Consider the following 24,585-nt stretch of genomic DNA (forward strand, 5'->3'; position numbering starts at 1 on the left):
GGGCTCTGGGCCCGGCGGATCATTACCGTGTGTCCGGAATCCAGCAGGATCTGGCTTTTCTCCTGCGCCCCAGGAAGCGGCGTGACTTAAGCAGGTTAATCCCGTTCATCGTGGTGACTCTGGTCGCGGTGCTGACCGCCGACGTGCTGTTGCTGGGCGAGTTCCAGAGCGCGCCGCCGTCGCCGGTCAAGGCCGGCCCCCAGCCGGTACGGCGGCCGCCGTCCGCGCCCAAGGAGAACAAGGAGAACCTGGTGGCGCAGAGCCGCCCCCAGGATCCCGGGGTGAAGCCGCTCGGTCAGCTGCGCAAGCCGCATCTGTTCGTGGTGACCAGGAAGCCGTTCACGACGGAGTTGCTGGGCAAGGTGGCGAAGGTCCGCGGTGTGCGGGCGCTCGAGCTGGCCGACGCCGCCTCGGTGATGATCGACGGCAAGCGGGTGCAGACGCTGGGCGTGGACCCCTCGACGTTCCGCGCCTACACGCCGAAGGTGACGGCCGCCTCCGACGGCCTGTGGACCAATGTGGCCAAGGGTGACGTCGCCGTCTCGTTCGTGCTCGGCAACGACGGCGGACTGACCCTGCACCGGCAGGTGAGTGGCCCCGGCGGCCCGCTGCGGGTGGGCGCGTACGCCACGACCGGGTTCGGCGCCGTGGACGCCGTGGTCTCCAAGCAGACCGCGAGGACGCTCGGCCTGCCCCACGACAACGCGCTGATCGTCAGCGCCCCCAAGGCCGATTCGGCGAAGCTGCGCAAGAAGCTGCTGGGCGTGCTGCCCAAGGGCACGCAGATCGCCGAGGTCGACCCGCGCACCCCGCCGCCGGTACAGAACGTGACCTACCAGGGCAACTCCTTCATGAGCGGCGAGCAGATCACGGTGGCGCTGCAGGCCGCCATGTCCAAGCTGGGCCGGCCGTACGTCTGGGGTGCCGAGGGGCCGGACACCTTCGACTGCTCGGGGCTGGTCCAGTGGGCCTACGCCCAGGCGGGCATCAGGGTCCCGCGGGTCACCCATCAGCAGTGGGTGGCGGGTCCGCAGATTCCGTACTCGCAGGCTCAGCCCGGCGACCTGATCTTCTGGCGGCACGACCCGACCAACCCGGGCTACATCTCCCACGTGGCCATCTACCTGGGCAACGGCAAGATGCTCCAGGCGCCGCGCACCGGTGACGTGGTCAAGGTCTCGCCTGTGGGCATGCGCAACTTCGCGGGCGTGGTCCGCATCGCGCCCTCGGTCGCCGCCCGCGTGCGGTAGTTCCGCTTTTTCGCTCTGCACGAACCTGTGGTTGAACCCTTGGCTATCGCCTGCAAGTGTGTAATGTTGATTACATGGAAAGCGAGATTCGCGGCTGGTTCACCGGCCGCCTGCCCGAGGGGTGGTTCTCCGGTCCTCCGGAGATCGTGCTGGACCGCGAGGAGATCGCCGTCGTCGGCACGCTGCCCGACCCGCCGGCCGAGACCCCCGAGAGCGAGCGTGCGGCGCTGATCGACGGTCTGGCCAGGCGCTTCCGGGAGGAGACGCGCGAGCGCCGGATCGAGATCGCGCGCGAGGCGGAGCGCAAGTTCCGGCAGAAGGTGTCATGGGGTGTCACCTGCGGGGGCGAGACCGTGATGTTCACCACACTGTCGGTGCCCGTCATGACGCGGCTGCGGCAGTCGGAGCGTCAGGTGCTCGACACGCTCGTGGCGGCCGGGGTGGCCCGCAGCCGCAGTGACGCGCTCGCCTGGTGCGTGCGGCTGGTCGGCAAGCACACCGACACGTGGCTCGCCGATTTGCGCGACGCGCTGCAGCACGTCGACCGCGTTCGCTCCGAGGGGCCCGACCTCAATTCCCAGTAGCAGGCAGCAGAAACACCTCAACGAAAGGACTAAACCATTGTGCATATTGGTTTAGACCATTGACATTGGCCTAAACCACTCAATGGATAGTTTTCTTTAAATCCTGCCGCGATGGGTAGGCTTCCCCAATCGTCAGGGCCGCTGCCTGCGACAACAGGTCTATGCCAATTGGCAAAAACCGGTGGTCGTCGTTAATGATGTTTTGGCCCTGAGAAGTGGAGGAGTCGCTGCCGTGTCCGTTTCTGTCGTAGTCCCCGCCCCGACGAGCAACCCCGAATTGGTCGCCTGGGTGAACGAGATCGCCGCCCTGACCCAGCCCGAGCGGATCGAGTGGTGCGACGGTTCCGAGGAGGAGTGGACGCGTCTGACCAACCTTCTCGTCGATCAGGGCACGTTCACGCGTCTGGCCAAGCGCCCCAACAGCTTCTACGCCACCTCCGACCCCAGCGACGTGGCCCGCGTCGAGGACCGCACCTTCATCTGCTCCGAGCGGGAGGAGGACGCCGGGCCGACCAACAACTGGATCGCGCCCGCCGAGATGCGCGCCACCTTCGGGGAACTCTTCAAGGGCTGCATGCGCGGCCGCACCATGTACGTGGTGCCGTTCTGCATGGGCCCGCTGGGCGGTGAGATCTCCCAGCTCGGCGTCGAGATCACCGACTCGCCCTACGTCGTGGTCTCCATGAAGATCATGACCCGGATGGGCGACCGGGCGCTGCGCCTCATCGAGGAGCGCGGCGAGGCGGGGGCGGGAGCGAAGCGGGGGTCGGATAGACACTGGGTGCGCGCGGTCCATTCGGTCGGCGCGCCGCTGGAGCCCGGCCAGGAGGACGTCCCCTGGCCGTGCAGCTCCACCAAGTACATCAGCCACTTCCCCGAGACCCGCGAGATCTGGTCCTACGGTTCCGGCTACGGCGGCAACGCCCTGCTCGGCAAGAAGTGCTACGCCCTGCGCATCGCCAGCGCCATGGCCCGCGACGAGGGCTGGCTGGCCGAGCACATGCTCATCCTCAAGCTGACCCCGCCCAGCGGCGAGACCCGCTACATCGCCGCCGCCTTCCCGAGCGCCTGCGGCAAGACCAACCTCGCCATGCTCCAGCCGACGATCCCCGGCTGGAAGGTCGAGACGATCGGCGATGACATCGCCTGGATGCGCTTCGGCTCCGACGGGCAGCTGTACGCGATCAACCCCGAGGCCGGGTTCTTCGGCGTGGCCCCCGGCACCGGCGAGGTCACCAACGCCAACGCGATCAAAACCTTCTGGGGCAACAGCATCTTCACCAACGTCGCCCTGACCGACGACGGCGACGTGTGGTGGGAGGGCCTGACCGACATTCCGCCCGCGCACCTGACCGACTGGAAGGGCCGCGACTGGACGCCGGACAGCGACGAGCCGGCGGCCCACCCCAACGCCCGGTTCACCACCCCTGCCGCGCAGGCGCCCACGATCGCGCCCGAATGGCAGGACCCCAAGGGCGTGCCGATCTCGGCGATTCTGTTCGGCGGACGCCGCGCCACCGCGGTGCCGCTGGTCACCGAATCTCTGAGCTGGCAGCACGGCGTTTTTCTCGGAGCCAACGTCGCCTCCGAGAAGACCGCCGCGGCCGAGGGCAAGGTCGGCGAGCTGCGCCACGACCCCTTCGCCATGCTGCCCTTCTGCGGCTACAACATGGGCGACTACTTCGGCCACTGGCTGAAGATCGGCCGCACGGAAGGCGCCCGCCTGCCGCGCATCTACTACGTGAACTGGTTCCGCAAGAACGCCGCCGGGAAATTCATCTGGCCCGGCTTCGGCGAGAACAGCCGCGTGCTGAAGTGGATCGTCGACCGGCTCAACGGCGAGGCGCAAGCCGTACCCTCGCCCATCGGGCTGCTGCCGAAGGAGCTCGACACCGAGGGCCTGGCGATCGCGGAGGAGGACCTTCAGACGCTGCTGAGCGTCGACAAGGACGTGTGGCGCGAGGAGGCGGCGCAGATCCCGCCGCACTTCGAGAAGTTCGGCACGCACCTTCCGAAGGAGCTGTGGGAGGAGTACAACGCCCTGCTCGACCGCCTGCAGTGAGGCTTGTGGGGTACGGCGCGGCCCTCTACCTTGACCAGGGATGGACATCTTCCTGGCCGTGGTCGCGCTGGCCCTGGTCATCCTGGTCAGCAGGCTGACCAACGGCGTCCGCGCCCACCGGCTCAAGGCGGCCGGCGCGACGCTCTCGCAGGCCGGGCACCGGCTGACCCCGTACGAGCTGGCCTACCTGGCGGGCGGGCCCCGGCGGGCGATCAACACGGCGCTGGCCGTCCTGGCGACGGCCGGCGCCGTGCGCGTCTCCCGGCTGGCCCAGGTCAGCCCGGTGCAGGGTGCGCGGTACGCGCAGGAGCCGCTGGAGCAGGCCGTGCTGGACGCGGTGGCCATGCGGCCGGGCGCCCGCGCCGCTGAGTTGCGCGCGATGCTGGAGCGCGGCCCCGCCCTGCTCGCCCTCGAGGAGCGCCTGCGCGCGGCCGGGCTGCTGCTCGCGGAGGACGCGCAGGCCCCGGCGCTGCTGCGGCTGGAGCGGGTACGGCCGGCCGCCTGGGTCGCGGCCGGCTTCGTGGTCAGCGTGCTGCTGCTGGCCGTGGCCGGGGTGGTGGGCCTGGAGTACGGATTCTTCGGCGCGCTCTTCCTCGGCGGGTACGCCGCCTTCATGGGCTTCTCGGAGTACCGCAAGGAGCAGCGCATGCTGCGCAACCTCGTCAGCGCCGAGGGCAGGAGGGTCCTGGCCGCGGCCCGGCGGCACCACCCGCCGGGCAGCGGCGACACCTCGTCGGTGGCCCTGTACGGCATGGACGAACTGGGCGACCGCGACCTCTGCCACGGGCTGTCGGCGGGTGATCCCGGCTCCGACTGCCGGGGCTCCTGCGGTACCCACAGCGACTCGGGCTCATCGTCCTTCGGCGGATCGGACTCCTCCTCTTCCTTCTCCTCCGACAGCGGCGGGGGCGGGTCCAGTTGCTCCAGTTCCAGCTCCAGTTGTGGCGGAGGATCGAGTTCCTGATTTCCGGAAACTTTTCGGGGGGTCAGGCGCGTCTATCCGGTACGACCCAGAGGAGGCCTGGATGGACCTGGTTCTGCTGATCGTTTCCGTCTTCCTCGCGGTGGCCTCCGGCGCCACCGTCTCGGCGCTCAAGCGCGAACATTCCCGCATCCGCTCCACCGCGGTGAACGGCAACCTCCGGGACCTGGGTCATTACGAACTGGCCTACCTGGCCGGCGGCCCGCGCCGGGTCGTCAACACGGCGATCGGCCTGCTGGCCAAGTCCGGCGAACTGCGCGTCTCGCGCGGCGGCGCCCTCTACGCGGTCTCCACCGTCGGCGGCGACCCGATCGAGGACGCGGTCCTGGCCGCCGTCGCGGCCCGGCCCAACGGCGTCTCGGCCGCGGCCGTCAGGAACGAGGTGGGCAACGGTCCCGCCGTGGACTCCCTCCGGCACGAGCTGGCCGCCCTCGGGCTGGTCCTGCGCGACGGCGAACTGGCCGGGGTGCGCTCCTACCTGGCCAGGCTCCTGGCCCTGGCGGTGGGGGCCCTCGTGGCCTCGATCGGCCTGGCCATCTACGTGGTCTTCGCCGGGGGCGGCCCGCTGGCCGTCTTCGCAATGGCGGTGACCGCCGGCACGTGGATCGGGAGCCTCGCCGTACGGCACCGCCAGGGCAAGACGCTGACCAGCGACATCACCCTCGCGGGGCGTGAGCAGGTGATGGAGGCCGGGCGCTTGCACACGACGGGCGGCCCGCTGGCCACCGCGACCGCCGCGGCGGTGGCCGTGCCCGTGGCGCTCTACGGCCTCGGCTCGCTGGGCGACCCGCAGCTCGAGGCCGAGTTGCAGGCGCACCGCAACCAGCACGGCCAGGGCGCCAGCGCGTGTGCCGCGGGCTCGTGCGGCGGCGGGAGCGACTCCAGCGCGAGCTTCTCCTTCGGCGGTGGCGGCGACTTCGGCGGCTCCTCTGCTGATGGCGGTGGCGGCTCCAGCTGTGGCGGAGGCGGCTGCGGCGGTGGTTGCGGTGGCGGCGGAGGCTGACCCACGCGCGGGTCGGGTCCGGCGGCATCGGTGGCGTTAGGGGGACTGTGATGGCGGAGTTCCAGCTGGGCGTGGGAATCGGCTGGCGGTCGGAGATCGACCTCACCGTGGAGCGCATGAAGGGCGTCGACTTCGTCGAGGTCATCGCCGAGAACGTCCGGCCCGCTGCGTTGCCCGAGTCGCTGCGGGTGCTGCGCGGGCGCGGCCTGCCGGTGGTGCCGCACGGCGTCGGCCTGGGCATCGGCGGCGCGCAGGCGCCCGATCCCGGCACGCTCAAGCACTTGGCCGCCTGTGCGGAAGCGCTGGAGTCGCCGCTGGTCAGCGAGCATCTGGCGTTCGTGCGGGCGGGCGGGGTGGAGGCGGGGCACCTGCTGCCGGTGCCGCGTACCCGGGAGGCGCTGGACGTCATCACCGACAACGTCCGGCAGGCCCAGGACGCGCTGCCGGTGCCGCTCGCGCTGGAGAACGTGGCGGCCATCTTCGGCTGGCCGGAGGACGAGCTGACCGACGGCGAGTTCCTGGCCGAGCTGGTCGAGCGGACCGGAGTGCACCTGCTCATCGACGTGGCCAACCTCTACACCAACCAGGTGAACCTGGGCCTGTCCGCCGTGGCCGCCCTGGACGCGCTGCCGTTGTCGCAGCTCGCCTACGTGCACGTCGCCGGTGGGCACGAGCACGGCGGCATCTGGCACGACACCCACACCGCGACCGTCCCGCAGGAGGTCCTGGACATCCTGAGCGAGTTGTGCGCCCGCGTCAGCCCGCCCGGGGTGCTGCTGGAGTGGGACGACGACTACCCCAGCGACGCCGCCCTGGCGGGGGAGCTGGAGCGCATCAGGGCCGCGATGGGCCGGGGAGCCTCCCGTGCCCGCTGAGAGGCCCGGCGAGGGCGCGGGGCTGGAGACGGCGCGGGCCAGGCTGGCCGACGCCCAGGAACGGGTGGTGGCGGCGCTGGTGACCGGGGCGGCGCCGCCCGAGGGCTTCGACCGGGAGCGGCTGAAGGTGCAGGCGGCGAGCCTGGTCTCCAAGCGGCGCAGCGTGGTGGCCAAGCTGCGCCCGGACGCCGCGATGGCGGCCGGCGCCGACCTGCGGGCGGAGTTCGCCGCCTACGCCGCGGCCCGGACCACCCCGCCGCCCAGCTATCGCAGCGACGCCGACGACTTCGCCGGCTGGCTGAAGGAGCGGGGCCGGATGCCGGAGCCGGAGCCGCGGGGCGGCTGGCGGGACCTCTTGCCGCGGCGGCGCAAAAGATCCTAGGTTTGCGGGGTGATAGTCGACGCGCACCAGCACTTCTGGAACCTCGAGACCGGCGACTACCCGTGGCTGACGCCCGACCTGGGCGTGTTGTATCGCACCTACGGCCCCGAGCACCTGGCACCCGAGCTCGCGGCTACGGGTGTGCAGGCAACGGTCCTGGTCCAGGCGGCCGACTCCGGCGCCGAGACCGACGCTCTGCTGGCCCTGGCCGACGCCTGCGCGTTCGTCGCCGGGGTGGTCGGCTGGGTCCCGCTGACGGATCCCGCCGAGGCGGCGAAGGCGCTCGAACGGTACGCCAGTCATCCGAAGTTTGTGGGTGTCCGGCATCTGATCCATGACGAGCCGGATCCCGACTGGCTGGTCCGCGACGGGGTGCTGGAGTCGCTGGGGCTGCTGGCGGCCCAGGGGCTCGCCTTCGACGTGGTCTCGCTGCTGCCGCGGCATCTGGAGCACGTGGTGACGCTGGCCAGGCGGCACCCCGAGCTGAAGATCGTCGTCGACCATCTCTCCAAGCCGCGGATCAAGGCCGGGGAGTGGCAGCCCTGGGCGGGCCGGCTGGCCGCGGCGGCGGCCTTCCCCAACGTCTTCGCGAAGGTCTCCGGCCTGGTCACCGAGGCCGACCACGCCGCCTGGACGGTGGCGGACCTGCGGCCGTACGTGGCGCACGCGGTGGAGGTCTTCGGGCCCGAGAGGCTGATGTTCGGCAGCGACTGGCCGGTGGCGCTGCTGGCGGCCGACTACCGGACGGTGTTCGAGACGGCTCGGGCACTGGTCGGGGAGCAGGGGAGTGATCTGGTGTTCGGCGGCACTGCTGCACGTTTCTACGGGTTTAGCGGATTTTCGGGGGGTAATGCTCCCTGATGTGGGGGGACTCCGTTGTGTTGATGGGTCATATCTGACCGTGACGCCGGTTCCGTGCCGGGACAGCGTCGGCATGCCGTACGAGATCACCCTTGAGCTGCTCCGGGACGGCACGCCGTACGGGATGGTGGGGGAGCGGTGCGGCTGGCTGCTCGCGCGGCTGCAGCGCGGGGTGGAGCAGGCGCGCCAGGGGCGCGGCGAGGCCGGGCGCTGGCCGGATCCCGACGACCGCTTCCCGGAGGAGGAGCCGGGGTGCGAGTTGTTCTCCTTCCGGTATCGCACCAGGTCGGGGCAGGTGGGCGGCGGGGAGTTGCGCTGCCAGCTGCGGACGCTGCCGGTCTGGGTGCCGCGGGGCGAGCACCGGGGCGAGTGGCGGGTGACCCGCAGGGCCTTCGTCGAGGCGTGGGGGGCGGGCGGCGTGGGCATGCGCGCGGTGCTCACTTCGGCCGAGCTTGCGACATTCGTGGGGGTGTTGGTCGAGGAGGCGGAGGGGTGCCTCGGAGGCCGGGATCTCGCCAGGAATCCCGTTGAGGGAGCGGGCAGCGCTGAATCGCGGTGATAATTGCCTCGAACAGGCACAGCACCGCTGGGAGGGCTCCGTGGGCCTGCGCGACCTGGTCTACCGGTTGTACGAACACCGACTGGAGGCCAAGCTCAAGAAGTCGAAGGGCGATCACCCTCGGCACGTCGGCGTGATCATCGACGGCAATCGCCGCTGGGCGCGCTCGATGGGGCTCGAGGACGTCAGCAGGGGCCATCGCAAGGGCGCGGACAAGATTTCCGAGCTGCTCACTTGGTGTCGTGAGGCCGGCGTGGAGGTTGTGACCGTCTGGATGCTCTCCAGCGACAACATCAATCGGCCCAAGGACGAGTTGGAGCTGCTGCTGCGCATCATCGAGGACGTGGTGCAGGAGCTTGTGGCGGAGGGGTGGCGGATCAGCCCGGTGGGAGCGCTGGACCTGCTGCCAGCCAAAACGGCAAATGTCCTGAAAAATGCAAAAGAAGCTACATCCCACCGTCCAGGGTTGATTGTGAACGTTGCGGTTGGGTATGGAGGAAGGCGTGAGATTGCCGATGCGGTGCGCTCACTCCTCCAGGAGCAAGCAAGCAAGGGAGCCAGCATCGAGGACCTCGTCGAGGTTCTCGATGTCGAGCACATCGCGGAGCATCTCTACACTCGCGGCCAGCCCGACCCGGACCTTCTCATCCGGACCTCGGGAGAGCAGCGGCTTTCCGGGTTCATGCTCTGGCAGAGTGCTCACTCCGAGTTCTACTTCTGCGAGGCATACTGGCCCGACTTCCGCAGGGTCGACTTCCTGCGGGCGCTGCGCGACTACGCCGCGAGACACCGGCGTTACGGTTCTTGACCCCCTATGTGGGTATCAGGTACGTAACGTTGGAAGTGAACGGCCAAAGGCCGAGCACTTCGGAGGGGGCCCGCCTTTGCTGCGCAAAGACCTGCTGAGGGGGGCCGGTACCCGGCGCCTTCCAGGGGGCGCGGGTCCGGTCCGATTCCCATCTCGTCTGCAGGGCGCCCGGCCCCATGGGCGCCCGGGGGAGAACGTGTGGCAGTGTCCTCGAGCAACCCTTCGACCAACCCCACCAAGCGCACCTACGTGTTGGACACGTCGGTCCTTCTAGCCGACCCGGCGGCGATGACCCGCTTCGCCGAGCACGAGGTCGTCCTCCCGATCGTTGTGATCACGGAGCTGGAGGGAAAGCGTCACCATCCCGAACTCGGCTACTTCGCCCGTAAGGCCTTGCGGTACCTCGACGACCTACGGGTGCAGTACGGCAGGCTCGACGAGCCCATGCCCACCGGGGAAGGCACGATCAGGGTTGAACTCAACCACAGCGACCCGTCCATCCTGCCCGTCGGCTTCCGCCTCGGCGACAACGACACCCGGATCCTGACGGTCGCCCGCTCGCTGGCGGCCGAGGGCAAGGACGTCGTCCTGGTCTCCAAGGACCTGCCGTTGCGGGTGAAGGCCGCATCCATCGGACTGTCGGCCGAGGAGTACCGCGCCGAGCTGGTCGTGGAGTCGGGCTGGACCGGGATGGCCGAGGTCCAGGTGACCACCGAGGACGTCGAAACGCTCTTCGAGACCGGCAGCGCCGACATGCAGGAGGCCAGGGACCTGCCGGCGCACACCGGGCTGCGGCTGCTGTCGGCCAAGGGCTCGGCGCTGGGCCGCGTGCTGCCGGACAAGTCGGTCAAGCTGGTCCGCGGCGACCGCGAGGTGTTCGGCCTGCACGGCCGCTCCGCCGAGCAGCGCATCGCGCTGGACCTGCTCATGGACCCCGAGATCGGCATCGTCTCCCTCGGCGGCCGGGCGGGCACCGGCAAGTCCGCGCTGGCGCTCTGCGCGGGCCTGGAGGCCGTCCTGGAGCGCCGCCAGCACCGCAAGGTCGTGGTCTTCCGCCCCCTGTACGCCGTGGGCGGCCAGGAGCTCGGCTACCTGCCCGGCACCGAGGGAGAGAAGATGGGCCCGTGGGCCCAGGCCGTCTACGACACCCTGGGCGCGGTGACCAGCCCCGAGGTGATCGAGGAGGTCCTCGACCGCGGCATGCTTGAGGTGCTGCCGCTCACCCACATCCGCGGCCGCTCGCTGCACGACGCGTTCGTGATCGTGGACGAGGCGCAGTCGCTGGAGCGCGGGGTGCTGCTGACGGTGCTGAGCCGCATCGGCGCCAACTCCCGCGTGGTGCTCACCCACGACATCGCCCAGCGCGACAACCTGCGGGTGGGACGCCACGACGGCGTCGTGGCCGTGGTGGAGAAGCTCAAGGGCCACCCGCTGTTCGCCCACGTGACGCTCACCAGGTCCGAGCGCTCGCCGATCGCGGCACTGGTGACGGAGATGCTGGAGGACATCACGATGTAGGCAGCTTCAGGTCCCCGCAGGTGTACTCCCCCTCCTCCCGAGGGGGACTGCTGGGGAACTGACGGATGATCTTCACCTGCTCGAAGCTCGCGTCCTGCTGGGCGGTGCAGACGATCTGCGCCTTGCCCAGCTTGGACAGCGTCCCCTTGCCCTTGATGTACACGGTCAGCTTGGACGTCCTGGGCAGGCGGGTCTCGTCCCGGGTGACCGGGTTGAGCGAGTCCTGGGTGCCCTCGTAGGTGAAGCCGCGCAGGGCGGTGTGCAGGCCGCCCAGTTGCCGGTCGTTGGCCTGGAACAACGCGGTCAGCAGGCTGTCCACGGTGTCGTTCTCGACGTCGGCCGGCTCCTTGGTCAGCAGGAACCGCTCGCTGCGGCTGTCCTGGCGCGGCTCGGGCTTCAGCAGGTAGATCGTCTTCGACGGCGGCGGGATCCTGACCGTGGGGGGGCCGGTCACGTCCACGACGTTCGTGGGCGTGATCCCGCAGCCCGCCGCCAGGAGCAGGCCGGCGACCGCCGGCGCGCGCCCCCTCACCGGCCCGGCAGCCAGACCGTGAACAGCGTGCCCGGCCGCTGCCTGCGCACCGAGATGGTGCCGCCGTGCAGGTGCACGTTGGCCCGCGTGATGGCCAGCCCGAGCCCGCTGCCGTGGCTGCGCGAGCGCCCCGCCCCGACCTTGAAGAACCGGTCGAAGACGTACGGCACAGCCTCCTCGGGGATGCCGGGACCGTGGTCGCGCACCTTCACCTCCAGCCCGTTCTCGGTGCCGCGGACCGACACCTGGACCGGGAGCCCGCCGTGTTTGAGCGCGTTGCCCACGAGGTTGGCGACGATCACGTCGAACCGGCGCGGATCCACGGTGGCGGCCAGGCCCTTCACCACGTTCACCTCCACGGTATCGGTCCAGCCACGCGTCTCCAGGCTGTCCTGGACGGCGTCGTAGACGTTGACGGACTCCACGTTGAGCGTGGCCGTACCGGCGTCGAAGCGGCTGACCTCGATGAGGTGCTCGACGAGGTGGCGCAGCCGGTCGATCTCCGACAGCACCAGCCGGACCGCCTCGGCGGGCGCGTCGGGCAGCCGCTCGGCCTCCTCCATGAGCATGTCCGCCACGGCGGTCATCGCGGTCAGCGGGGTGCGCAGCTCGTGGGAGACGTCGGCGACGAAGCGCCGGGACATCGCCTCCAGCGCGCGCAGCTCGGCGACGCTGAGTTCGAGCGCGGCCGCGGCGTCGTTGAAGTGCGCGGTCAGCGCGGCCAGCTCGTCCTGGCCGTGCACGGGCAGCCGCGTGTCGAGCCGGCCCTCGCCGAGCGCCTGGGCGGCGGCGCTGAGCCGTCTGACGGGCAGCAGCACGCTCCTGGCCGACACCAGCGCGACGCCGAGCGCGATGAGCACGATGACGGCGCCGCCCTGCATGAGCGAGCCCTTGAGCGTGGTGAGCTGCTTCTCCTCGGCGCGCAGGGGGAAGAAGACGAACGCGCGCAGCCCGCTGGCCTCGGGGATGGGGCCGTCCTTGCGGTAGACCTCGGAACCGACGATGAGGTAGAGCTGGTCGCGGATGACCCGGCGCTGCTTGACCACGCCGCCGCGGGCGCGGCCGTGCAGCTCCGAGGGCACCTCGTCCAGCGTCAGCGGCCCATCGGAGTAGCTGAGGTGGCCGTACTCCAGGACGACGCTGCGGCCGGGGCCGTTGAGCGCGGCGGCCAGCGCCTGCAGGTCCCTGGTCTCGGGCGGCGCCTCGCCCTGGCGCAGCGTGCCGACGGGGAAGGTGACCTGGCGCAGTTCCCGGGTGACCAGGTCGATCGCGCTGTCCTCGGCCCGGTCGACCAGGGCGGCCTTGGCCAGCTCGTAGCCGATGGTGGCGACCATGACCGAGGCGGCCGCCGCCACCAGGGTGAAGGTGATGACCAGGCGTGCGCGCAGCCCGGTGGGCAGCCGCATCACGGAGGGCTGAACCGGTAGCCGAAGCCGCGGACGGTGTGGATGAACACCGGTTCGGCCGGTCGCGGCTCGATCTTGGCCCGGACCCGCTGCACGCAGGCGTCGACGAGGCGGGAGTCGGCGACGTGGGTGTGGTCCCAGACGACGCGCAGCAGGTAGCGCCGGTTGAGGACCTGGCCGGGGTGGCGCACGAGCTCCAGCAGCAGCCGCAGCTCGGTGGGCGTCAGGTGGATCTCCTTGTTGGCCAGCGTGACCTTGAGCGCGCCGCGGTCGATCATGAGGTCGCCGAAGGAGATGCGGTCGGAGGCGGCGGACTCGGCCCGGCGCAGAATGGCCCGGATGCGCGCGTCCAGGACCCTGGGCTCGACCGGCTTGACCACGTAGTCGTCGGCGCCGGCCTCCAGCCCGACGACGACGTCCAGGTCGTCGCCGCGGGCGGTCAGGAGGATGACGGGCAGCTGGTCCAGGCGGCGGATGCGGCGGCAGACCTCGACCCCGTCGATCCCGGGCAGCATCACGTCGAGGATGGCGATTTCGGGGCGGCGTGATCGGATGTGATCGAGGGCCTCTTCGCCGGTGGCGTAGGACGTGACGGAGTGTCCCTGCCGGGTCAGCGCCAGCTCAAGGGCGGTGCGCACGGAGGGATCGTCTTCGACGAGGAGGATGCCAGCCACGCGCACATTATTCTTCCACCCCGCTAATATCCGCGTTCTGTCATGAAAATGTGACATCAACGCGAACGGCCGACGAAAGTCTGTTACCGGGCTCTCCCTTCGGTGAGCGGGGCGCGAAGGGCGAGCCTTACGAATGTGACCAAAGTCACAGGTGTGCTCAAACGGCCTCGTCACCTGCCGGTTGGTCAACGAAACACCAACCAGGTGCCGCGTTCTGGTTGCGGACTACCCCCCGGTACACGGCATCCTCATAGCTCGTGAGCCCAGGTCCGGAGTTGAAGGAACGCGTAGCCCCGGTCAGGCGCCGGAAGAAGGCGATGACCCCCAAACGCGTGGTGATCCTCGGGGTGACGGCCGTGATCGTCCTCGGCGGCGGCGGCTTCACCGTCTACACCGCCATCCAGAACTCCAAGACCCACTACGAAGGCACCTCGCCCGAGGAGTGGGCCAGGATCGCGGCGGGCGACTTCTACTCGCCCGACCCCAAGTCCGACGCCTACAAGGCCTCCGCCGTCACCGCCTACAACAAGGACCGGCTCAAGAAGGAGCGCGCCGGCGTCGACAAACTCGACCCGATCGTCATCGAGACCCGCGCGCCCGGCGGCGACGGCTTCCCGCCCGCCAACTTCCCGCCCGGCAGCAACCCGTCACCCGGCAGCAACAAGGCCACCGCCAGGGACATGCTGAGCGGCTTCGGCTTCGGCCTCGACCAGTGGGGCTGCCTGGAGAAGCTCTGGCACAAGGAGAGCGGCTGGAACGAGCGGGCCATGAACCGCTACTCCGGCGCCTACGGCATCCCCCAGTCGCTGCCCGGCAGCAAGATGGCCAGCGCCGGCTCCGACTGGCAGACCAACGCCGCCACCCAGATCAAGTGGGGACTCGGCTACATCAAGGGCCGCTATGGCACGCCATGCGGCGCCTGGGGCCATTCTCAGGCCAAGGGCTGGTACTAACCCGCTATTCGATCGGCAAGCCGTCACGCCTGATCGGGTATCTCGGCGCACCCTGGCGACATGGCTGTGAAGGTCAGCGTGATCGTCAGTATCCACAACCCGGGTGACACGGCCGACCCGTGCATCCGCTCCGTGCTGGAGCAGACGCTGCCGGCCGACGCCTACGAAGTGATCTTCGTGGACGACGGTTCCACCGACGGCATCGCCGAACGACTCGACACCGTGGCCGCGGTTCGCAGGAACGTCCGGGTCCTGCACCTGCCGCACACCGGCTCCCCCATGCAGGGGCGCAACATCGGCCTGGCCGCCGCCAGGGGCGCCTACGTCTACCTCCTCGACCAGGGTGACCGGCTGGAGCGCGCCGCGCTGGAGAAGATGTACGAGCGTGCCCTCGAAACCGACGCCGACGTGCTCATCGGCCGCCTCGTGCGCGACTTCGGCCCGCCCATGGCCGCCTTCGAGGCCAGCGTCGCCAGAGCCGACATCCTGCGCGACCGGCTGCTCAGCCTCCTGACGCCGCACAAGCTCTACCGCCGGACCTTCCTGGAGGTGCACGGGCTCGGCTTCGCCGTACCCGGTGGCCGGATCGCCGAGCAGACGTTCGCGGTGCGCGCCTACCTCGCGGCCAAGGTCGTCGCGGTGATGGCCGACCACATCTGCTGCCACCTCGGCGAGCGCGAGGAGCAGGACGAGGACCTGCGCACGGTCACCGCCGAACTGCTGACGCTCCTGACGGTCATCGACGAGAACACCGAGGAGGGCCGCCAGCGCGACCGCATGTACGCCTACTGGCTGCGGTCCATGCTGCGCCCGTTCCTCAGCGCGCGCTTCGCCGCCTCCTCCGTGGACCGGGGCAGGATGTTCACCGTCACCCGCGGGCTCGTCATGGAGCGTTTCCCCGAGCGCATCGACCGCCACCTGCCCGTCCACCTGCGCGCGGTCGCCGCCCTGGTGCGGGCCGGCCGCCTCGACCAGGTCATCACCTACGCCAACGTCACCCGCCGCGCGGGCCTGCGCGCCGACCTGCTCGACGTGCGCTGGGAAGGCCCCGTGCTCGTGCTCGGCCTGGCCGTGGAGGTGCTGGCCGGCGACGGCGAGTTCGCGCGCTACCGCGCCGACGGCGAGCGCCTGCTGTGGCTGCCGCCGCGCTCCCTCGACCCCAAGCTCCTGCCCGAGGGCCTCAACGACGTCACCTCCGCCGTGGCCCGCGCCCGCATCGAGGTCTACGTACGGCACGCCGAGACGGGCATCGTCTACTTCCTGCCCGTCGACTACCACGTGGAACGGGTCCCCGACGAGGACGCCGTCCGCCTGCGCATCCTCGGCGAGGCCCGGCTCGACGTGGCCGTCGCCGCCCTCGGCGCGCCGCTGGACTCGGGCCAATGGGAGGTGCACGTGCGCATGTACGGCGGCGCCCACCAGGCCAGGACCCGCGTACGCCGCCCCGACGGCCCGCTCAACTGCATGGGCGTCCTGGCCCAGCGCCCGCGCCGCCGCCTGGTGGTGCCCTGCTGGAGCGACGCAGGGGAACTGGGCCTGGCCATCGAGCCGCGCTCGTTCTCCGAGTCGATCGCGCTGGTCTCGCCGGGGGCCAGCATCCGCCGCCAGGAGAACCACGTCTACGTCGTCGTCCCGGTCCCCTACGTCCCGCCGAGCGGCGGCCCGCCGCTGGAACTGGTGCTGCGCAACACCACCGGCAGGCAACGCGAGATCACCGCACCCGCGCTGGTCGAACCGGGCGTCCCCGGCCGCATCGCCGGGCAACTCGTGGCGAAGGTGCCGGTCAAACGGCTGCTACCAGGCCGCGACCGCCTCGGCCCCGGCGCCTGGCGCTCGTCGCTGCGCACGGAGAACGGCGAGGTGGGGCTGCGCTTCGGCCTGGAGATGCGGGGGGCGAGGGTGGACGTACGCCCTTGGTCCGAACCGGACCAGCCTCGCCGCCGCACCCCGATGGGCCGCGACACCCTCCTGCGCCGCCTCAGCCGCCACGTCCCAGGCGCCCGCCAACTCCTCCGCCTCGCCCGCACCACCAAGCACCGGTATTTGCGCGACTGAGTCGTCCCCGCCGCATGTTGGTGTGGCGCGGTCTCTGTGTCGCGCAGTTTCCGTTCGGCGCAGTTTCCGTGTGGCGCAGTCACTGCGTGGCGCAGTTTCCGTGTGGTGCGATGTCCGTGTGGTGCGGTGTCTGTGTGGCGCAGTTTCCGTGTGGCGCAGTCTCTGTGTCACGCAGTCTCTGCTCGGCACAGATTATGTGTGATGCAGGTTCTGTGCGCACGGGCTTGCAGCAACGCCACCACGCGTGCGCTCACATCCTCTACGGCGAAGCCACTCCCACACCACCCGCCGACGCGGGCGGGCGCCGATCGTGGGGGTCGCTTCTCACGTCGGACACATGCCCCGCCGTTACGGCGATCCCTTGACCGGCCGATCCGAGCCTCCGTGTGCCGGGCTAGGCGGCCTTCGTGTGTCTGGCTGGGTTGGTGGTCACCGTGGGTTTGGTTGGGTGGTCTTCGTGTGTCCGGTTGGGTCGGTCGCCTCCGCGTGCCCAGCTAGGCAGCCTCCATGCTCTGGCCGGGTCGGTCGTCGCCGTGTGTTCGTTACGGCGCCGCGCTGGGTCCCGTCGGCGGGCCGGTCTGCGTTGAGCGCACCCAGGTCTCCAGTTCCCCGAAGGCCCTTCTGAACTCCGGCAGGATCGGCCGGAGGCGGTCCGGGTAGGCGTCGGTCAGGGCGTCCAGGTGGGTGCCGGCGTCCACCCGGTAGTAGCGGAACGGGCGGTGCTGGCCGACCATCTGGGCGTAGACGTCCGAGGATCGGGCTATGGGGAGCAGCGCGTCCAGGGTGCCGTGGAGGGTGATGAGGGGCTTGGTGATCCGGCCCGTCAGCGCGATCTTGGCCACGGCCGCGTAGGGGCGGCGGTCGGTGTAGACGTAGTCCGCAGGGGCGCCTTCGTAGGACGGGTCCAGTTCCTTCTGGTAGAGCTGCTGGGTCAGTTCCCAGTAGTACTGCCGGTGGAACGGCCACAGGAACTCCGACTCCCGCGGGAATCCGGCGGCCGCCGGGCCGTGCTTGAGGGCCGTGGGGAGGAAGTCCAGCAGGTTGTCGCCCTTGACGCGCCAGAGGGTGCCTTCCCAGTCGAGGCCGCCGTCGTAGAGCCAGGCGCGGTTCTCGAGTTGCCACCTGACCAGGTAGCCGCCGTTGGAGATGCCGGCCATGAGGGTGGTCGCGGGCGGCCTGCCGTACCGCTGCCTGACGACGGACTTGGCGGCCAGGGCGAGCTGGGTGACGCGGTGGTTCCATTCGGCGATGGCGTCGCCGGGGCGGCGGCCGTCGGTGTGGAAGGTGAGGCCGACGTTGCCCTTGTCGGTGGCGGCGAAGGCGTAGCCCTTGGCCAGGACCCAGTCGGAGATGGTGAAGTCGTTGGCGTACTGTTCGCGGTTGCCGGGGGTGCCGGAGACGACCAGGCCGCCGTTCCAGTTCTGCGGCAGGCGGATGACGAACTGGGAGTCGTGGTTCCAGCCTCGGGTGGCGTTGCCCGTCGAGGTGTCGGGGAAGTAGCCGTCGATCTGGATGCCGGGGACGCCGGTGGGGTTGACGGTGCCGGCCCGGTGGAGGCCGGACCAGTCGGCGGGGTCGGTGTGGCCGGTCGCGATCGTGCCTGCCGTCGTCAGGTCGGGCAGGGTTGCGGTGATCGTGTGTTCGGCGCCGGGGACGGTCACCACCGTCGGGGTCGGGGTGGTGGTCAGGAGGCCGGCCAGCAGGGTGAGGGCGGTTAAGGCGGGCATCAGGCGCGTCCGAGGTGGTCGAGGAGGAGGCGGCGGAATTCGGCCGGGTGTTCCAGGTGGGGGCTGTGGCCGCAGTTCTGGATGACGTGCTCCTGGTAGGGGCCGTAGCGGTCCAGGACGGCTCTCGTCTGGGTGATCATCGGCTGGGCGGGGGTGCCGGGGGAGCCGGGGATCACGCCGAGGGCGCCGAGGTGGGCCAGGTCGAAGGGGGAGGTGTCGGAGACGATCACGTCGTCGGCGCCCCGGATCCACAGGATCGGGGGTTTGCCGGCCAGCTCGTGCAGGTCGTCCAGGCGGAAGTGGGTGGGGGCCAGGGCGTTGAGGATGCCGCTCTTGCCGGGGGCGACGCCGGGCCAGCGGTCGGAGGTGACGGCGTCGCCCGGGTAGTTGTGGTCGCCGACCTTGGTGGTGAGCATGGCGGCCACGTAGAAGTCCTCGTCGGGGACCGGGGCGGCGACGTAGGAGGTGCGGAAGACGGTTCTCGGGGATGTGGGGGATTCGTCGGACATGTCGCCGGCGGCGAGGCGGGTCACGAAATCGGGGTTCGCGGCGCCCGCCCCGGCGCCGGTGCCGTCCGCGTGGGTCAGCGTGCCGCCGGGGCCCTCCGTGCCGCTGTAGCCGTACGGGCTGACGGGGTTGACCAGGGTGACGCTTCTGACCAGGTCGGGGTGGTCGCGCAGGAGTTGCAGGACGACGCCGCCGCCCATGCTCCAGCCGACCAGGTGGACTCGGCCCAGGTTCAGGGCCTCGATCAGCTCGGTCAGGTCGTCGGAGAAGTCACGCAGGCCGCGGGTGGCGTCCACGGGAGCCGGGTCCGTTTCGCCGAAGCCGCGCAGGTCGGGCGCCAGGGCTCGGTACGGGAGGGCGATGAGGGTGTCGCGCCAGAAGGCGGACGAGCTCACGTTGCCGTGCACGAACAGCACCGGCTCGCCCTCCTCGCGGGCGGTGAGCACGTGCTGGGTCAGGCGCGGGGTGGTGACTTTCACGCGTGGATCCTCTCAGCCAGGTCGCGGCCCTGGGTCTCCCTGGCCTTGTAGACGGCGAACAGGGTCAGCAGGGCGGCGATGCCCAGGTAGATGGAGATCGGCAGGGCGCTGCCGTACGTCTTGAGGAGGGCGACGGCGATCACCGGGGCCAGCGCGCCGGCGACGATCGCCGACAGCTGCGCGCCGATCGAGACGCCGGTGTAGCGGGAGCGGGTGGCGAACAGCTCGGCGAAGAAGGCGGCCTGCGGGCCGTACATCATGCCGTGGAAGAGCAGGCCGACCGTCACGGCGAGAGTGATCGCCAGGAAGCTGCCCGTCCGGACCAGCGGGAAGAACGCGAAGATCCACAGTCCGATGCCGGCGGCGCCGGCCAGGTAGATCGGGCGGCGGCCGAGGCGGTCCGACAGCGCGCCCCACACCGGGATCGTCGCGAAGTGGATGGCCGAGGCGATCAGCACGGCGTTCAGGACGGTCGAGTTGTCGATCTTCTCGGTCTTGGCGTAGGTGATGACGAAGACCGTCAGCAGGTAGAAGCTGATGTTCTCGGCCAGGCGGGCGCCGATCGCGATCAGCACGTCCTTGCGGTGGTGGCGCAGCACGCTGACGATCGGTGGCGCGGCCTCCTTGGGCGCCTCCTGGAAGACCGGCGACTCGCTGATCGACAACCGGATCCACAGGCCGATCAGCACCAGCACGCCCGACAACAGGAACGGCACCCGCCAGCCCCACGACAGGAACGCCTCCTCCGACTGGACCGCGGCCAGCACCGCCAGGACACCGGTCGCCAGCAGGTTGCCGCCCGGGGCGCCCGCCTGCGGCCACGACGCCCAGAAACCGCGCCGGCCCGAGTCGCCGTGCTCGGAGACGATCAGCACCGCCCCGCCCCACTCGCCGCCCAGCGCGAACCCCTGCACCAGGCGCAGCGCGGTCAGCAGCAGCGGGGCCGCCGAGCCGATCGCCGCGTGCGTGGGCAGGAGGCCGATCAGGAACGTCGCCGCGCCCATCAGCAGCAGGCTGACGACCAGCAGCGTCTTGCGTCCCACCCGGTCGCCGAAGTGGCCGAAGACCAGGCCGCCCAACGGCCTGGCGACGAACCCGACGGCATAGGTGAGGAAGGCGAGCAGCGTGCCGGTCATGGGGTCGCTCTCGGGGAAGAAGAGCTTGTTGAACACCAGCGCGGCTGCGGAGCCGTACAGGAAGAAGTCGTACCACTCGATGGTGGTGCCGATCAGGCTCGCGCCGACGATCTTCTTGATGGAAGTGGCCATGCCGGTCACGGTAAAGAGTGACCGGCGTCACTCATATGGGGCCGTTCCCCACACTCTGGGGAGAGGTTGTGTGGCCGAGCCGGTGCAGGCGCAGGGCAAGCTGGAGCTCCAGTGCCCGCTCGGGCTCCTGCCAGCCGTCGCCCAGGAGCTTGGCGATGCGGTCGAGGCGCTGGGTGACCGTGTTGACGTGGATGTGCATGGTCTCGGCGGTACGTGACGGCGAGCCGCCGGAGGCGAAATAGGCGGACAACGTCCCCACCAGGGCGGTGCCGCGGCGGGCGTCGTAGTCCACGACCGGGCCCAGCACCGAGGCCACGAAGCCGGGCACGTCCTGGCCGTCGCCGATGAGCAGGCCGACGAACCCCAGCTCGGCCGCGCCCGCCCCGTCACCGGCCCGGCCCAGCGCGACCAGCGCCTGCGCGCACCGCTGCGCCTCCCGATAGGCCGCGCCGACCTCGCCATACGCCCCTGCGCCCACGCCGGGCGCACCCGTGTCAGCGCCCTTTCCGGGTACGGCGGCGCCCGCGGTGGCCGGGCTGCCCAGGGAGGCGGTCAGTTCGGCGGCGATGCGGCGGGCGAGCCCGCCCGGGTCGTCGCCGGGGAGCAGCAGCACCACCTCCTCACCCCGCGCCGCCGCCAGGCCGTGCCGGATCGCCGCCTGTGAGGAGGCCCAGAAGGCGGCGCGTTCGCGCTGGCCCTCGTGCCGGGCGACCACGAGCACGTGCGGGCGGTCCAGGTCCACGCCCAGCCTGCGGGCGCGGTCGGCCAGGCCGGGGGAGCCGGGGCGGGAGATCAGGTCGTCCAGCAGCTCGCCCCGGACCCGGCCCTCGGCCTCGGCCACGCTGCGCCGGAACAGCAGCAGCAGCGCGCACACCTGGGCGCCGCGCTCCAGGATGCGCTCGTCGGCGTCGTCGCTACGCAGCACCAATGTGCACAGGGGCTCGCCGCCCACGTCCACGCTGGCGATGAGCAGTTCGCCCCGTCGTACGGTCCGCCCGAGGGCGCGTGATGCCTGGGCCGCTTCGAGCAGCCCGGGGTCCGGTTCGATGCCCTCGCTCTCGCCGGGGGAGGTGGAGGTCGTGTCGCCCGCCAGTGGCCGGCCGCGGTCGTCGAGGACGGCCAGCCGTCCGCCGAGCACCTCGGTGATCACCGCGGCCACGTTCTCGATGCCCCCGCCCCGGAGCACCACCGAGGTCATCCGGTCGTGGGCCCGCGCCGCCCGCTCGACCGCCTCGGCGTGTTCGCGGGCGGTCCGGTGCGCCTGGGAGAGCTCCTCGAGCGCGTTGCGCGTCTCCTGCAGCAGCCGCGCGTTGTCGATGGCGACGGCCGCGTGGGCGGCCAGGGAGGCCAGCAACGCCTCCTCTTCCTGCAGGAACGGCCGGGCGCTCCGGTTGGCCGCGAACAACACCCCGATCACGCGGCGTCCCAGCCGTAGCGGCACGCCGAGGATGGCCACCAGGCCCTCCTCCTTGACCGCCGCGTCGATCGTGCCGGTGTGGTGGAAGCGTGAGTCGGCGGGGTAGTCCGCGGTCGAGTACGGCCGGGCCGTCTGGGCCACGAGCCCGCCGAGGCCGTCGCCCATGCCCAGGCGCAGCGCCTGGAAGGCGGCGGAGGTGGAGCCGTCGGTGACCCGCATGTAGGTGTCGCCGCGGTCGGGGTCGTGCAGGGTGAGGTAGGCGGTGTCGGTGCCGAGCAGCTGCCTGGCCCGGTGCACGATCGCCTCGAGCACCGCGTCGAGGTCGCGCAGCGCGGCCAGGTCGCCCGCGGTGTCGTAGAGCGCGGACAGCTCGGCCTCGCGCCTGGCCCGGCGGCGCAGCAGGGCCCGGACCCGCAGCGCCTCGACCTTGGCCTGCTCCAGCCGTTCGATCTCGGCCGGGTCGGCGCCCGCGGCGCGCGCCTCGATGATCGGCCCCTCGAACTCGACCGCCGAGGCTTCGCGGGCCAGAAGCTCCAGGAACCGCCGGACCACTAGCGTGCCGTCCAGCCGCCGTCGACGGTGAGCGAGACGCCGGTGATGAACGACCCGCTCGGCCCGCACAGGTAGGCGACCAGGTCGGCCACCTCCTCGGGCTCGATGAGCCGTTTGATCGCCTCGGGGCCGAGCATGACGTCGGCCAGCACCTGGCTCTCGGGGATGCCGTGGGCCCTGGCCTGGTCGGCGATCTGCCGCTCGACCAGCTCGGTGCGGACGTACCCGGGCGAGACGCAGGTGGAGGTGACCCCGTGCGGCGCCCCTTCGAGCGCGATCACCTTCGACAGCCCCTCCAGCCCGTGCTTGGCCGCGGTATAGGCCGCCTTGTACGGCGAGGCCCGCAACCCGTGCACCGAGGTGATGTTGACGAACCGCCCCCAGCCTCGGGCATACATCCCGGGCAGCACGTGCCGGGCGATCAGGAACGGCGCCTCCAGCATCACCTTGACCATGGCCGAGAAGACCTCCGGCGGAAACTCCTCGATCGGCGCCACATGCTGGAACCCCGCGTTGTTCACCACAACATCCACCTGATCCGGAAATTTCGTGAGAAAGCCGGTCGCGGTGAGGTCGGCCACCACGGCCTGCCCCTGCGTCTCCGCCGCCACCTTCTCCGCCGACTCCCGGTCACGATCCACGACCAGCACCCTGGCCCCCAGAGAGGCCAGCTTGAGCGCGCACGCGCGCCCGATCCCCGCGCCCGCCCCCGTCACCAGGGCCGTCCGCCCGGTCAGCTCGTTGCCCATGTCTCCGACCATAGGCGCTCGCCGATTCCGGACGCATGGGTGCCACCGACATACCTGCATGATGATCTATGTGGATTCGCCGGAACTGCTATCGTTGGAGCCATGAACGCGTTCTCGTACTCCTGGTGGCCCGCTTCCTAGGCGGACCCCCTAGCGTTCATGACCACGGCCGCCTCGACGAGGCGGCCTCTTCGTATCTCCCTCCGCCTTGCCGAGCAGACTCGACACCCGGAGGAGTTCACGTGACCACCACCTGGCCCGCACTGCTCACCACGTTGCTCGGCGGCGCATCGCTGGCCGCCCGCGAGAGCGCCTGGGCGATGGCCCAGATCATGTCCGGCGCCGCGACCGACGCCCAGATCGCCGGTTTCGCCGTCGCCCTGCGCGCCAAGGGCGAGAGCGTGGAGGAGGTGGCCGGCCTCGCCGAGGGCATGCTGGCCCACTCGAACGCGATCCGCATCCCCGGCGACCCCGTGGACCTGGTCGGCACCGGCGGAGACCGGGCCAACACCGTGAACGTCTCCACGATGGCCGCGATCGTGGCCGCGGCCGCCGGGGCGAAGGTGGTCAAACACGGCTCCAGGGCGGCGAGCTCCACCTCGGGCTCCGCCGACGTCCTGGAGGCCCTGGGCGTGGTCGTGGACCTGGACCCGGCCGCGGTCGCCGACGTGGCCGAGAAGGTGGGCATCACGTTCCTGTTCGCCCCGCGCTTCCACCCGTTCCTCCGCCACGCCTCCGCCGCCCGGGGGCAACTCGGCGTGCCGACCGTCTTCAACTTCCTCGGCCCGCTCACCAACCCCGCCATGCCGGCCGCCCAGGCCGTCGGCGTCTTCCACCCGCGCATGGCCGAGGTGATCGCCGGGGTGCTGGCCGAGCGCGGCGGCTCGTCACTGGTCTTCCGCGGCGACGACGGCCTGGACGAGCTGACGACCACCGGCCCGTCCACGGTTCACGTGGTCCGCCGCGGCACGGTCACCACGACCCGCTTCGACCCGGCCGACCTGGACCTCCCGCCCGCCACCGTGGCCGACCTGCGCGGCGGCGACGCGGCCCGCAACGCCGACGTGGCCAGACGCCTGCTCGCCGGCGAACGCGGCCCGGTCCGCGACATCGTCCTGCTCAACGCCGCCGCCGCCCTGGTCGCCGCCGACGGCGCGCCCCCTGCCGCCGATTTGACCGCCTACCTGGCCAAGGGAGTGGAACGCGCGGCTGCGGCGGTTGATTCGGGCGCCGCAGCCGACCTGCTCGCCAGATGGGTGGTGGCAACCTCCCGCAGGCACGTCCACCTGTGAGCGCGTGACTTGGTGATCGGGAGAGGTGGGCCGTAGCGGCGGCGCGTTCGTCCGACGTGAGAAGCGACCCCCACGATCGGCGCCCGCGCA

At 70.8% G+C, this 24,585-nt stretch carries 22 protein-coding genes; 14 read left to right on the forward strand and 8 right to left on the reverse strand.

Translation table 11 applies throughout. The features are described from left to right. Positions 1-110: 110 nt before the first annotated feature. The 11 genes from FVE25_RS24715 (at position 111) to phoH2 (ending at position 10,884) form a co-directional block, all read left to right on the forward strand. Positions 111-1,250: a C40 family peptidase gene (locus FVE25_RS24715; RefSeq protein WP_246267369.1), complete on the forward strand. Its 1,140-nt coding sequence runs from the start codon at positions 111-113 to the stop codon at positions 1,248-1,250. Between the two features lie 74 nt (positions 1,251-1,324). Further along, positions 1,325-1,834 (forward strand): hypothetical protein, encoded by a 510-nt coding sequence (locus FVE25_RS24720; protein ID WP_157249413.1) that lies wholly within the window; start codon positions 1,325-1,327, stop codon positions 1,832-1,834. Between the two features lie 232 nt (positions 1,835-2,066). Then, a complete protein-coding gene (locus FVE25_RS24725) occupies positions 2,067-3,896 on the forward strand; it encodes a phosphoenolpyruvate carboxykinase (GTP) (RefSeq protein ID WP_157249414.1) in 1,830 nt (609 codons plus the stop codon). 40 nt (positions 3,897-3,936) lie between these two features. Next, positions 3,937-4,860 carry a TIGR04222 domain-containing membrane protein gene (locus tag FVE25_RS24730; RefSeq protein WP_157249415.1) on the forward strand — a complete coding sequence of 308 codons (924 nt, stop codon included), beginning with the start codon at positions 3,937-3,939 and terminating at the stop codon, positions 4,858-4,860. Positions 4,861-4,921: 61 nt separating this feature from the next. Further along, positions 4,922-5,881, forward strand: coding sequence for a TIGR04222 domain-containing membrane protein (locus FVE25_RS24735; RefSeq protein ID WP_157249416.1), 960 nt, complete (start codon positions 4,922-4,924; stop codon positions 5,879-5,881). Positions 5,882-5,931: 50 nt separating this feature from the next. Continuing rightward, positions 5,932-6,756 carry an MbnB/TglH/ChrH family RiPP precursor modification enzyme gene (locus tag FVE25_RS24740; protein ID WP_181019700.1) on the forward strand — a complete coding sequence of 275 codons (825 nt, stop codon included), beginning with the start codon at positions 5,932-5,934 and terminating at the stop codon, positions 6,754-6,756. After that, on the forward strand, positions 6,746-7,138 hold the full coding sequence (locus FVE25_RS53940; protein ID WP_181019701.1) for an SCO6045 C-terminal-like domain-containing protein: 393 nt from the start codon (positions 6,746-6,748) through the stop codon (positions 7,136-7,138). Before FVE25_RS24740 ends, FVE25_RS53940 begins: the two co-directional genes overlap by 11 nt. Before the next feature lie 9 nt (positions 7,139-7,147). Beyond that, positions 7,148-7,999, forward strand: coding sequence for an amidohydrolase family protein (locus FVE25_RS24745; RefSeq protein WP_157249417.1), 852 nt, complete (start codon positions 7,148-7,150; stop codon positions 7,997-7,999). A gap of 40 nt (positions 8,000-8,039) precedes the next feature. Next, on the forward strand, positions 8,040-8,558 hold the full coding sequence (locus FVE25_RS24750; protein ID WP_246267375.1) for a hypothetical protein: 519 nt from the start codon (positions 8,040-8,042) through the stop codon (positions 8,556-8,558). A gap of 40 nt (positions 8,559-8,598) precedes the next feature. Continuing rightward, positions 8,599-9,366: an isoprenyl transferase gene (locus tag FVE25_RS24755; RefSeq protein ID WP_157249419.1), complete on the forward strand. Its 768-nt coding sequence runs from the start codon at positions 8,599-8,601 to the stop codon at positions 9,364-9,366. Positions 9,367-9,564: 198 nt separating this feature from the next. Then, positions 9,565-10,884 carry an RNA 5'-3' helicase PhoH2 gene (gene phoH2 / locus FVE25_RS24760; protein WP_281367883.1) on the forward strand — a complete coding sequence of 440 codons (1,320 nt, stop codon included), beginning with the start codon at positions 9,565-9,567 and terminating at the stop codon, positions 10,882-10,884. Here phoH2 and FVE25_RS24765 read toward each other — a convergent pair. From FVE25_RS24765 to FVE25_RS24775, 3 genes are read right to left on the reverse strand one after another with little or no spacing between them, the layout of a single operon-like run. Next, complete coding sequence (locus FVE25_RS24765; RefSeq protein ID WP_157249420.1) at positions 10,874-11,416, reverse strand: hypothetical protein; 543 nt, start codon at positions 11,414-11,416, stop codon at positions 10,874-10,876. The genes phoH2 and FVE25_RS24765 overlap by 11 nt on opposite strands. Further along, positions 11,413-12,822 (reverse strand): sensor histidine kinase, encoded by a 1,410-nt coding sequence (locus tag FVE25_RS24770; protein WP_246267376.1) that lies wholly within the window; start codon positions 12,820-12,822, stop codon positions 11,413-11,415. Before FVE25_RS24770 ends, FVE25_RS24765 begins: the two co-directional genes overlap by 4 nt. Further along, entirely contained in the window at positions 12,822-13,496 is a 675-nt protein-coding gene (locus FVE25_RS24775) for a response regulator transcription factor (protein ID WP_157249422.1), read from the reverse strand. The genes FVE25_RS24770 and FVE25_RS24775 overlap by 1 nt, the downstream gene beginning before the upstream one ends. A gap of 317 nt (positions 13,497-13,813) precedes the next feature. On the opposite strand from FVE25_RS24775, the gene FVE25_RS24780 reads away from it, so the two are divergent. Together FVE25_RS24780 and FVE25_RS24785 are read left to right on the forward strand one after the other, a co-directional pair. Next, the gene (locus FVE25_RS24780) at positions 13,814-14,449 is read left to right on the forward strand and encodes an aggregation-promoting factor C-terminal-like domain-containing protein (protein ID WP_157249423.1); all 636 of its coding nucleotides are present in this window, start codon (positions 13,814-13,816) and stop codon (positions 14,447-14,449) included. Between the two features lie 60 nt (positions 14,450-14,509). Further along, a complete protein-coding gene (locus FVE25_RS24785) occupies positions 14,510-16,504 on the forward strand; it encodes a glycosyltransferase family 2 protein (protein ID WP_157249424.1) in 1,995 nt (664 codons plus the stop codon). A 542-nt stretch (positions 16,505-17,046) separates the two neighbouring features. Here FVE25_RS24785 and FVE25_RS24790 read toward each other — a convergent pair. From FVE25_RS24790 to FVE25_RS24810, 5 genes are read right to left on the reverse strand one after another with little or no spacing between them, the layout of a single operon-like run. After that, positions 17,047-18,231, reverse strand: a complete 1,185-nt coding sequence (locus FVE25_RS24790) for an alpha/beta hydrolase family protein (RefSeq protein WP_157249425.1) — start codon at positions 18,229-18,231, stop codon at positions 17,047-17,049. Further along, positions 18,231-19,217: an alpha/beta fold hydrolase gene (locus FVE25_RS24795; RefSeq protein ID WP_157249426.1), complete on the reverse strand. Its 987-nt coding sequence runs from the start codon at positions 19,215-19,217 to the stop codon at positions 18,231-18,233. The genes FVE25_RS24790 and FVE25_RS24795 overlap by 1 nt, the downstream gene beginning before the upstream one ends. Further along, positions 19,214-20,485, reverse strand: coding sequence for an MFS transporter (locus FVE25_RS24800; protein WP_157249427.1), 1,272 nt, complete (start codon positions 20,483-20,485; stop codon positions 19,214-19,216). The genes FVE25_RS24795 and FVE25_RS24800 overlap by 4 nt, the downstream gene beginning before the upstream one ends. A gap of 31 nt (positions 20,486-20,516) precedes the next feature. After that, positions 20,517-22,454, reverse strand: a complete 1,938-nt coding sequence (locus FVE25_RS24805; RefSeq protein WP_246267378.1) for a helix-turn-helix domain-containing protein — start codon at positions 22,452-22,454, stop codon at positions 20,517-20,519. Further along, complete coding sequence (locus FVE25_RS24810) at positions 22,454-23,203, reverse strand: 3-hydroxybutyrate dehydrogenase (protein WP_157249428.1); 750 nt, start codon at positions 23,201-23,203, stop codon at positions 22,454-22,456. The genes FVE25_RS24805 and FVE25_RS24810 overlap by 1 nt, the downstream gene beginning before the upstream one ends. A gap of 242 nt (positions 23,204-23,445) precedes the next feature. Between FVE25_RS24810 and trpD the strand changes: the two genes are divergently transcribed. Further along, complete coding sequence (gene trpD / locus FVE25_RS24815; RefSeq protein ID WP_246267381.1) at positions 23,446-24,495, forward strand: anthranilate phosphoribosyltransferase; 1,050 nt, start codon at positions 23,446-23,448, stop codon at positions 24,493-24,495. The last annotated feature ends 90 nt before the right edge of the window (positions 24,496-24,585 follow it).

This window comes from Nonomuraea typhae, assembly GCF_009760925.1.
Taxonomy (GTDB): domain Bacteria; phylum Actinomycetota; class Actinomycetes; order Streptosporangiales; family Streptosporangiaceae; genus Nonomuraea; species Nonomuraea typhae.

Excerpts from the sequence above, each read along its gene's own strand:
- FVE25_RS24720 (WP_157249413.1), top strand. The coding sequence starts at position 1,325 with ATGGAAAGCGAGATTCGCGGCTGGTTCACCGGCCGCCTGCCCGAGGGG.
- FVE25_RS24730 (WP_157249415.1), top strand. The coding sequence starts at position 3,937 with ATGGACATCTTCCTGGCCGTGGTCGCGCTGGCCCTGGTCATCCTGGTC.
- FVE25_RS24735 (WP_157249416.1), top strand. The coding sequence starts at position 4,922 with ATGGACCTGGTTCTGCTGATCGTTTCCGTCTTCCTCGCGGTGGCCTCC.
- FVE25_RS24740 (WP_181019700.1), top strand. The coding sequence starts at position 5,932 with ATGGCGGAGTTCCAGCTGGGCGTGGGAATCGGCTGGCGGTCGGAGATC.
- FVE25_RS24770 (WP_246267376.1), bottom strand. The coding sequence starts at position 12,822 with ATGCGGCTGCCCACCGGGCTGCGCGCACGCCTGGTCATCACCTTCACC.
- FVE25_RS24780 (WP_157249423.1), top strand. The coding sequence starts at position 13,814 with ATGACCCCCAAACGCGTGGTGATCCTCGGGGTGACGGCCGTGATCGTC.
- FVE25_RS24785 (WP_157249424.1), top strand. The coding sequence starts at position 14,510 with ATGGCTGTGAAGGTCAGCGTGATCGTCAGTATCCACAACCCGGGTGAC.
- FVE25_RS24790 (WP_157249425.1), bottom strand. The coding sequence starts at position 18,231 with ATGCCCGCCTTAACCGCCCTCACCCTGCTGGCCGGCCTCCTGACCACC.
- FVE25_RS24800 (WP_157249427.1), bottom strand. The coding sequence starts at position 20,485 with ATGGCCACTTCCATCAAGAAGATCGTCGGCGCGAGCCTGATCGGCACC.
- FVE25_RS24810 (WP_157249428.1), bottom strand. The coding sequence starts at position 23,203 with ATGGGCAACGAGCTGACCGGGCGGACGGCCCTGGTGACGGGGGCGGGC.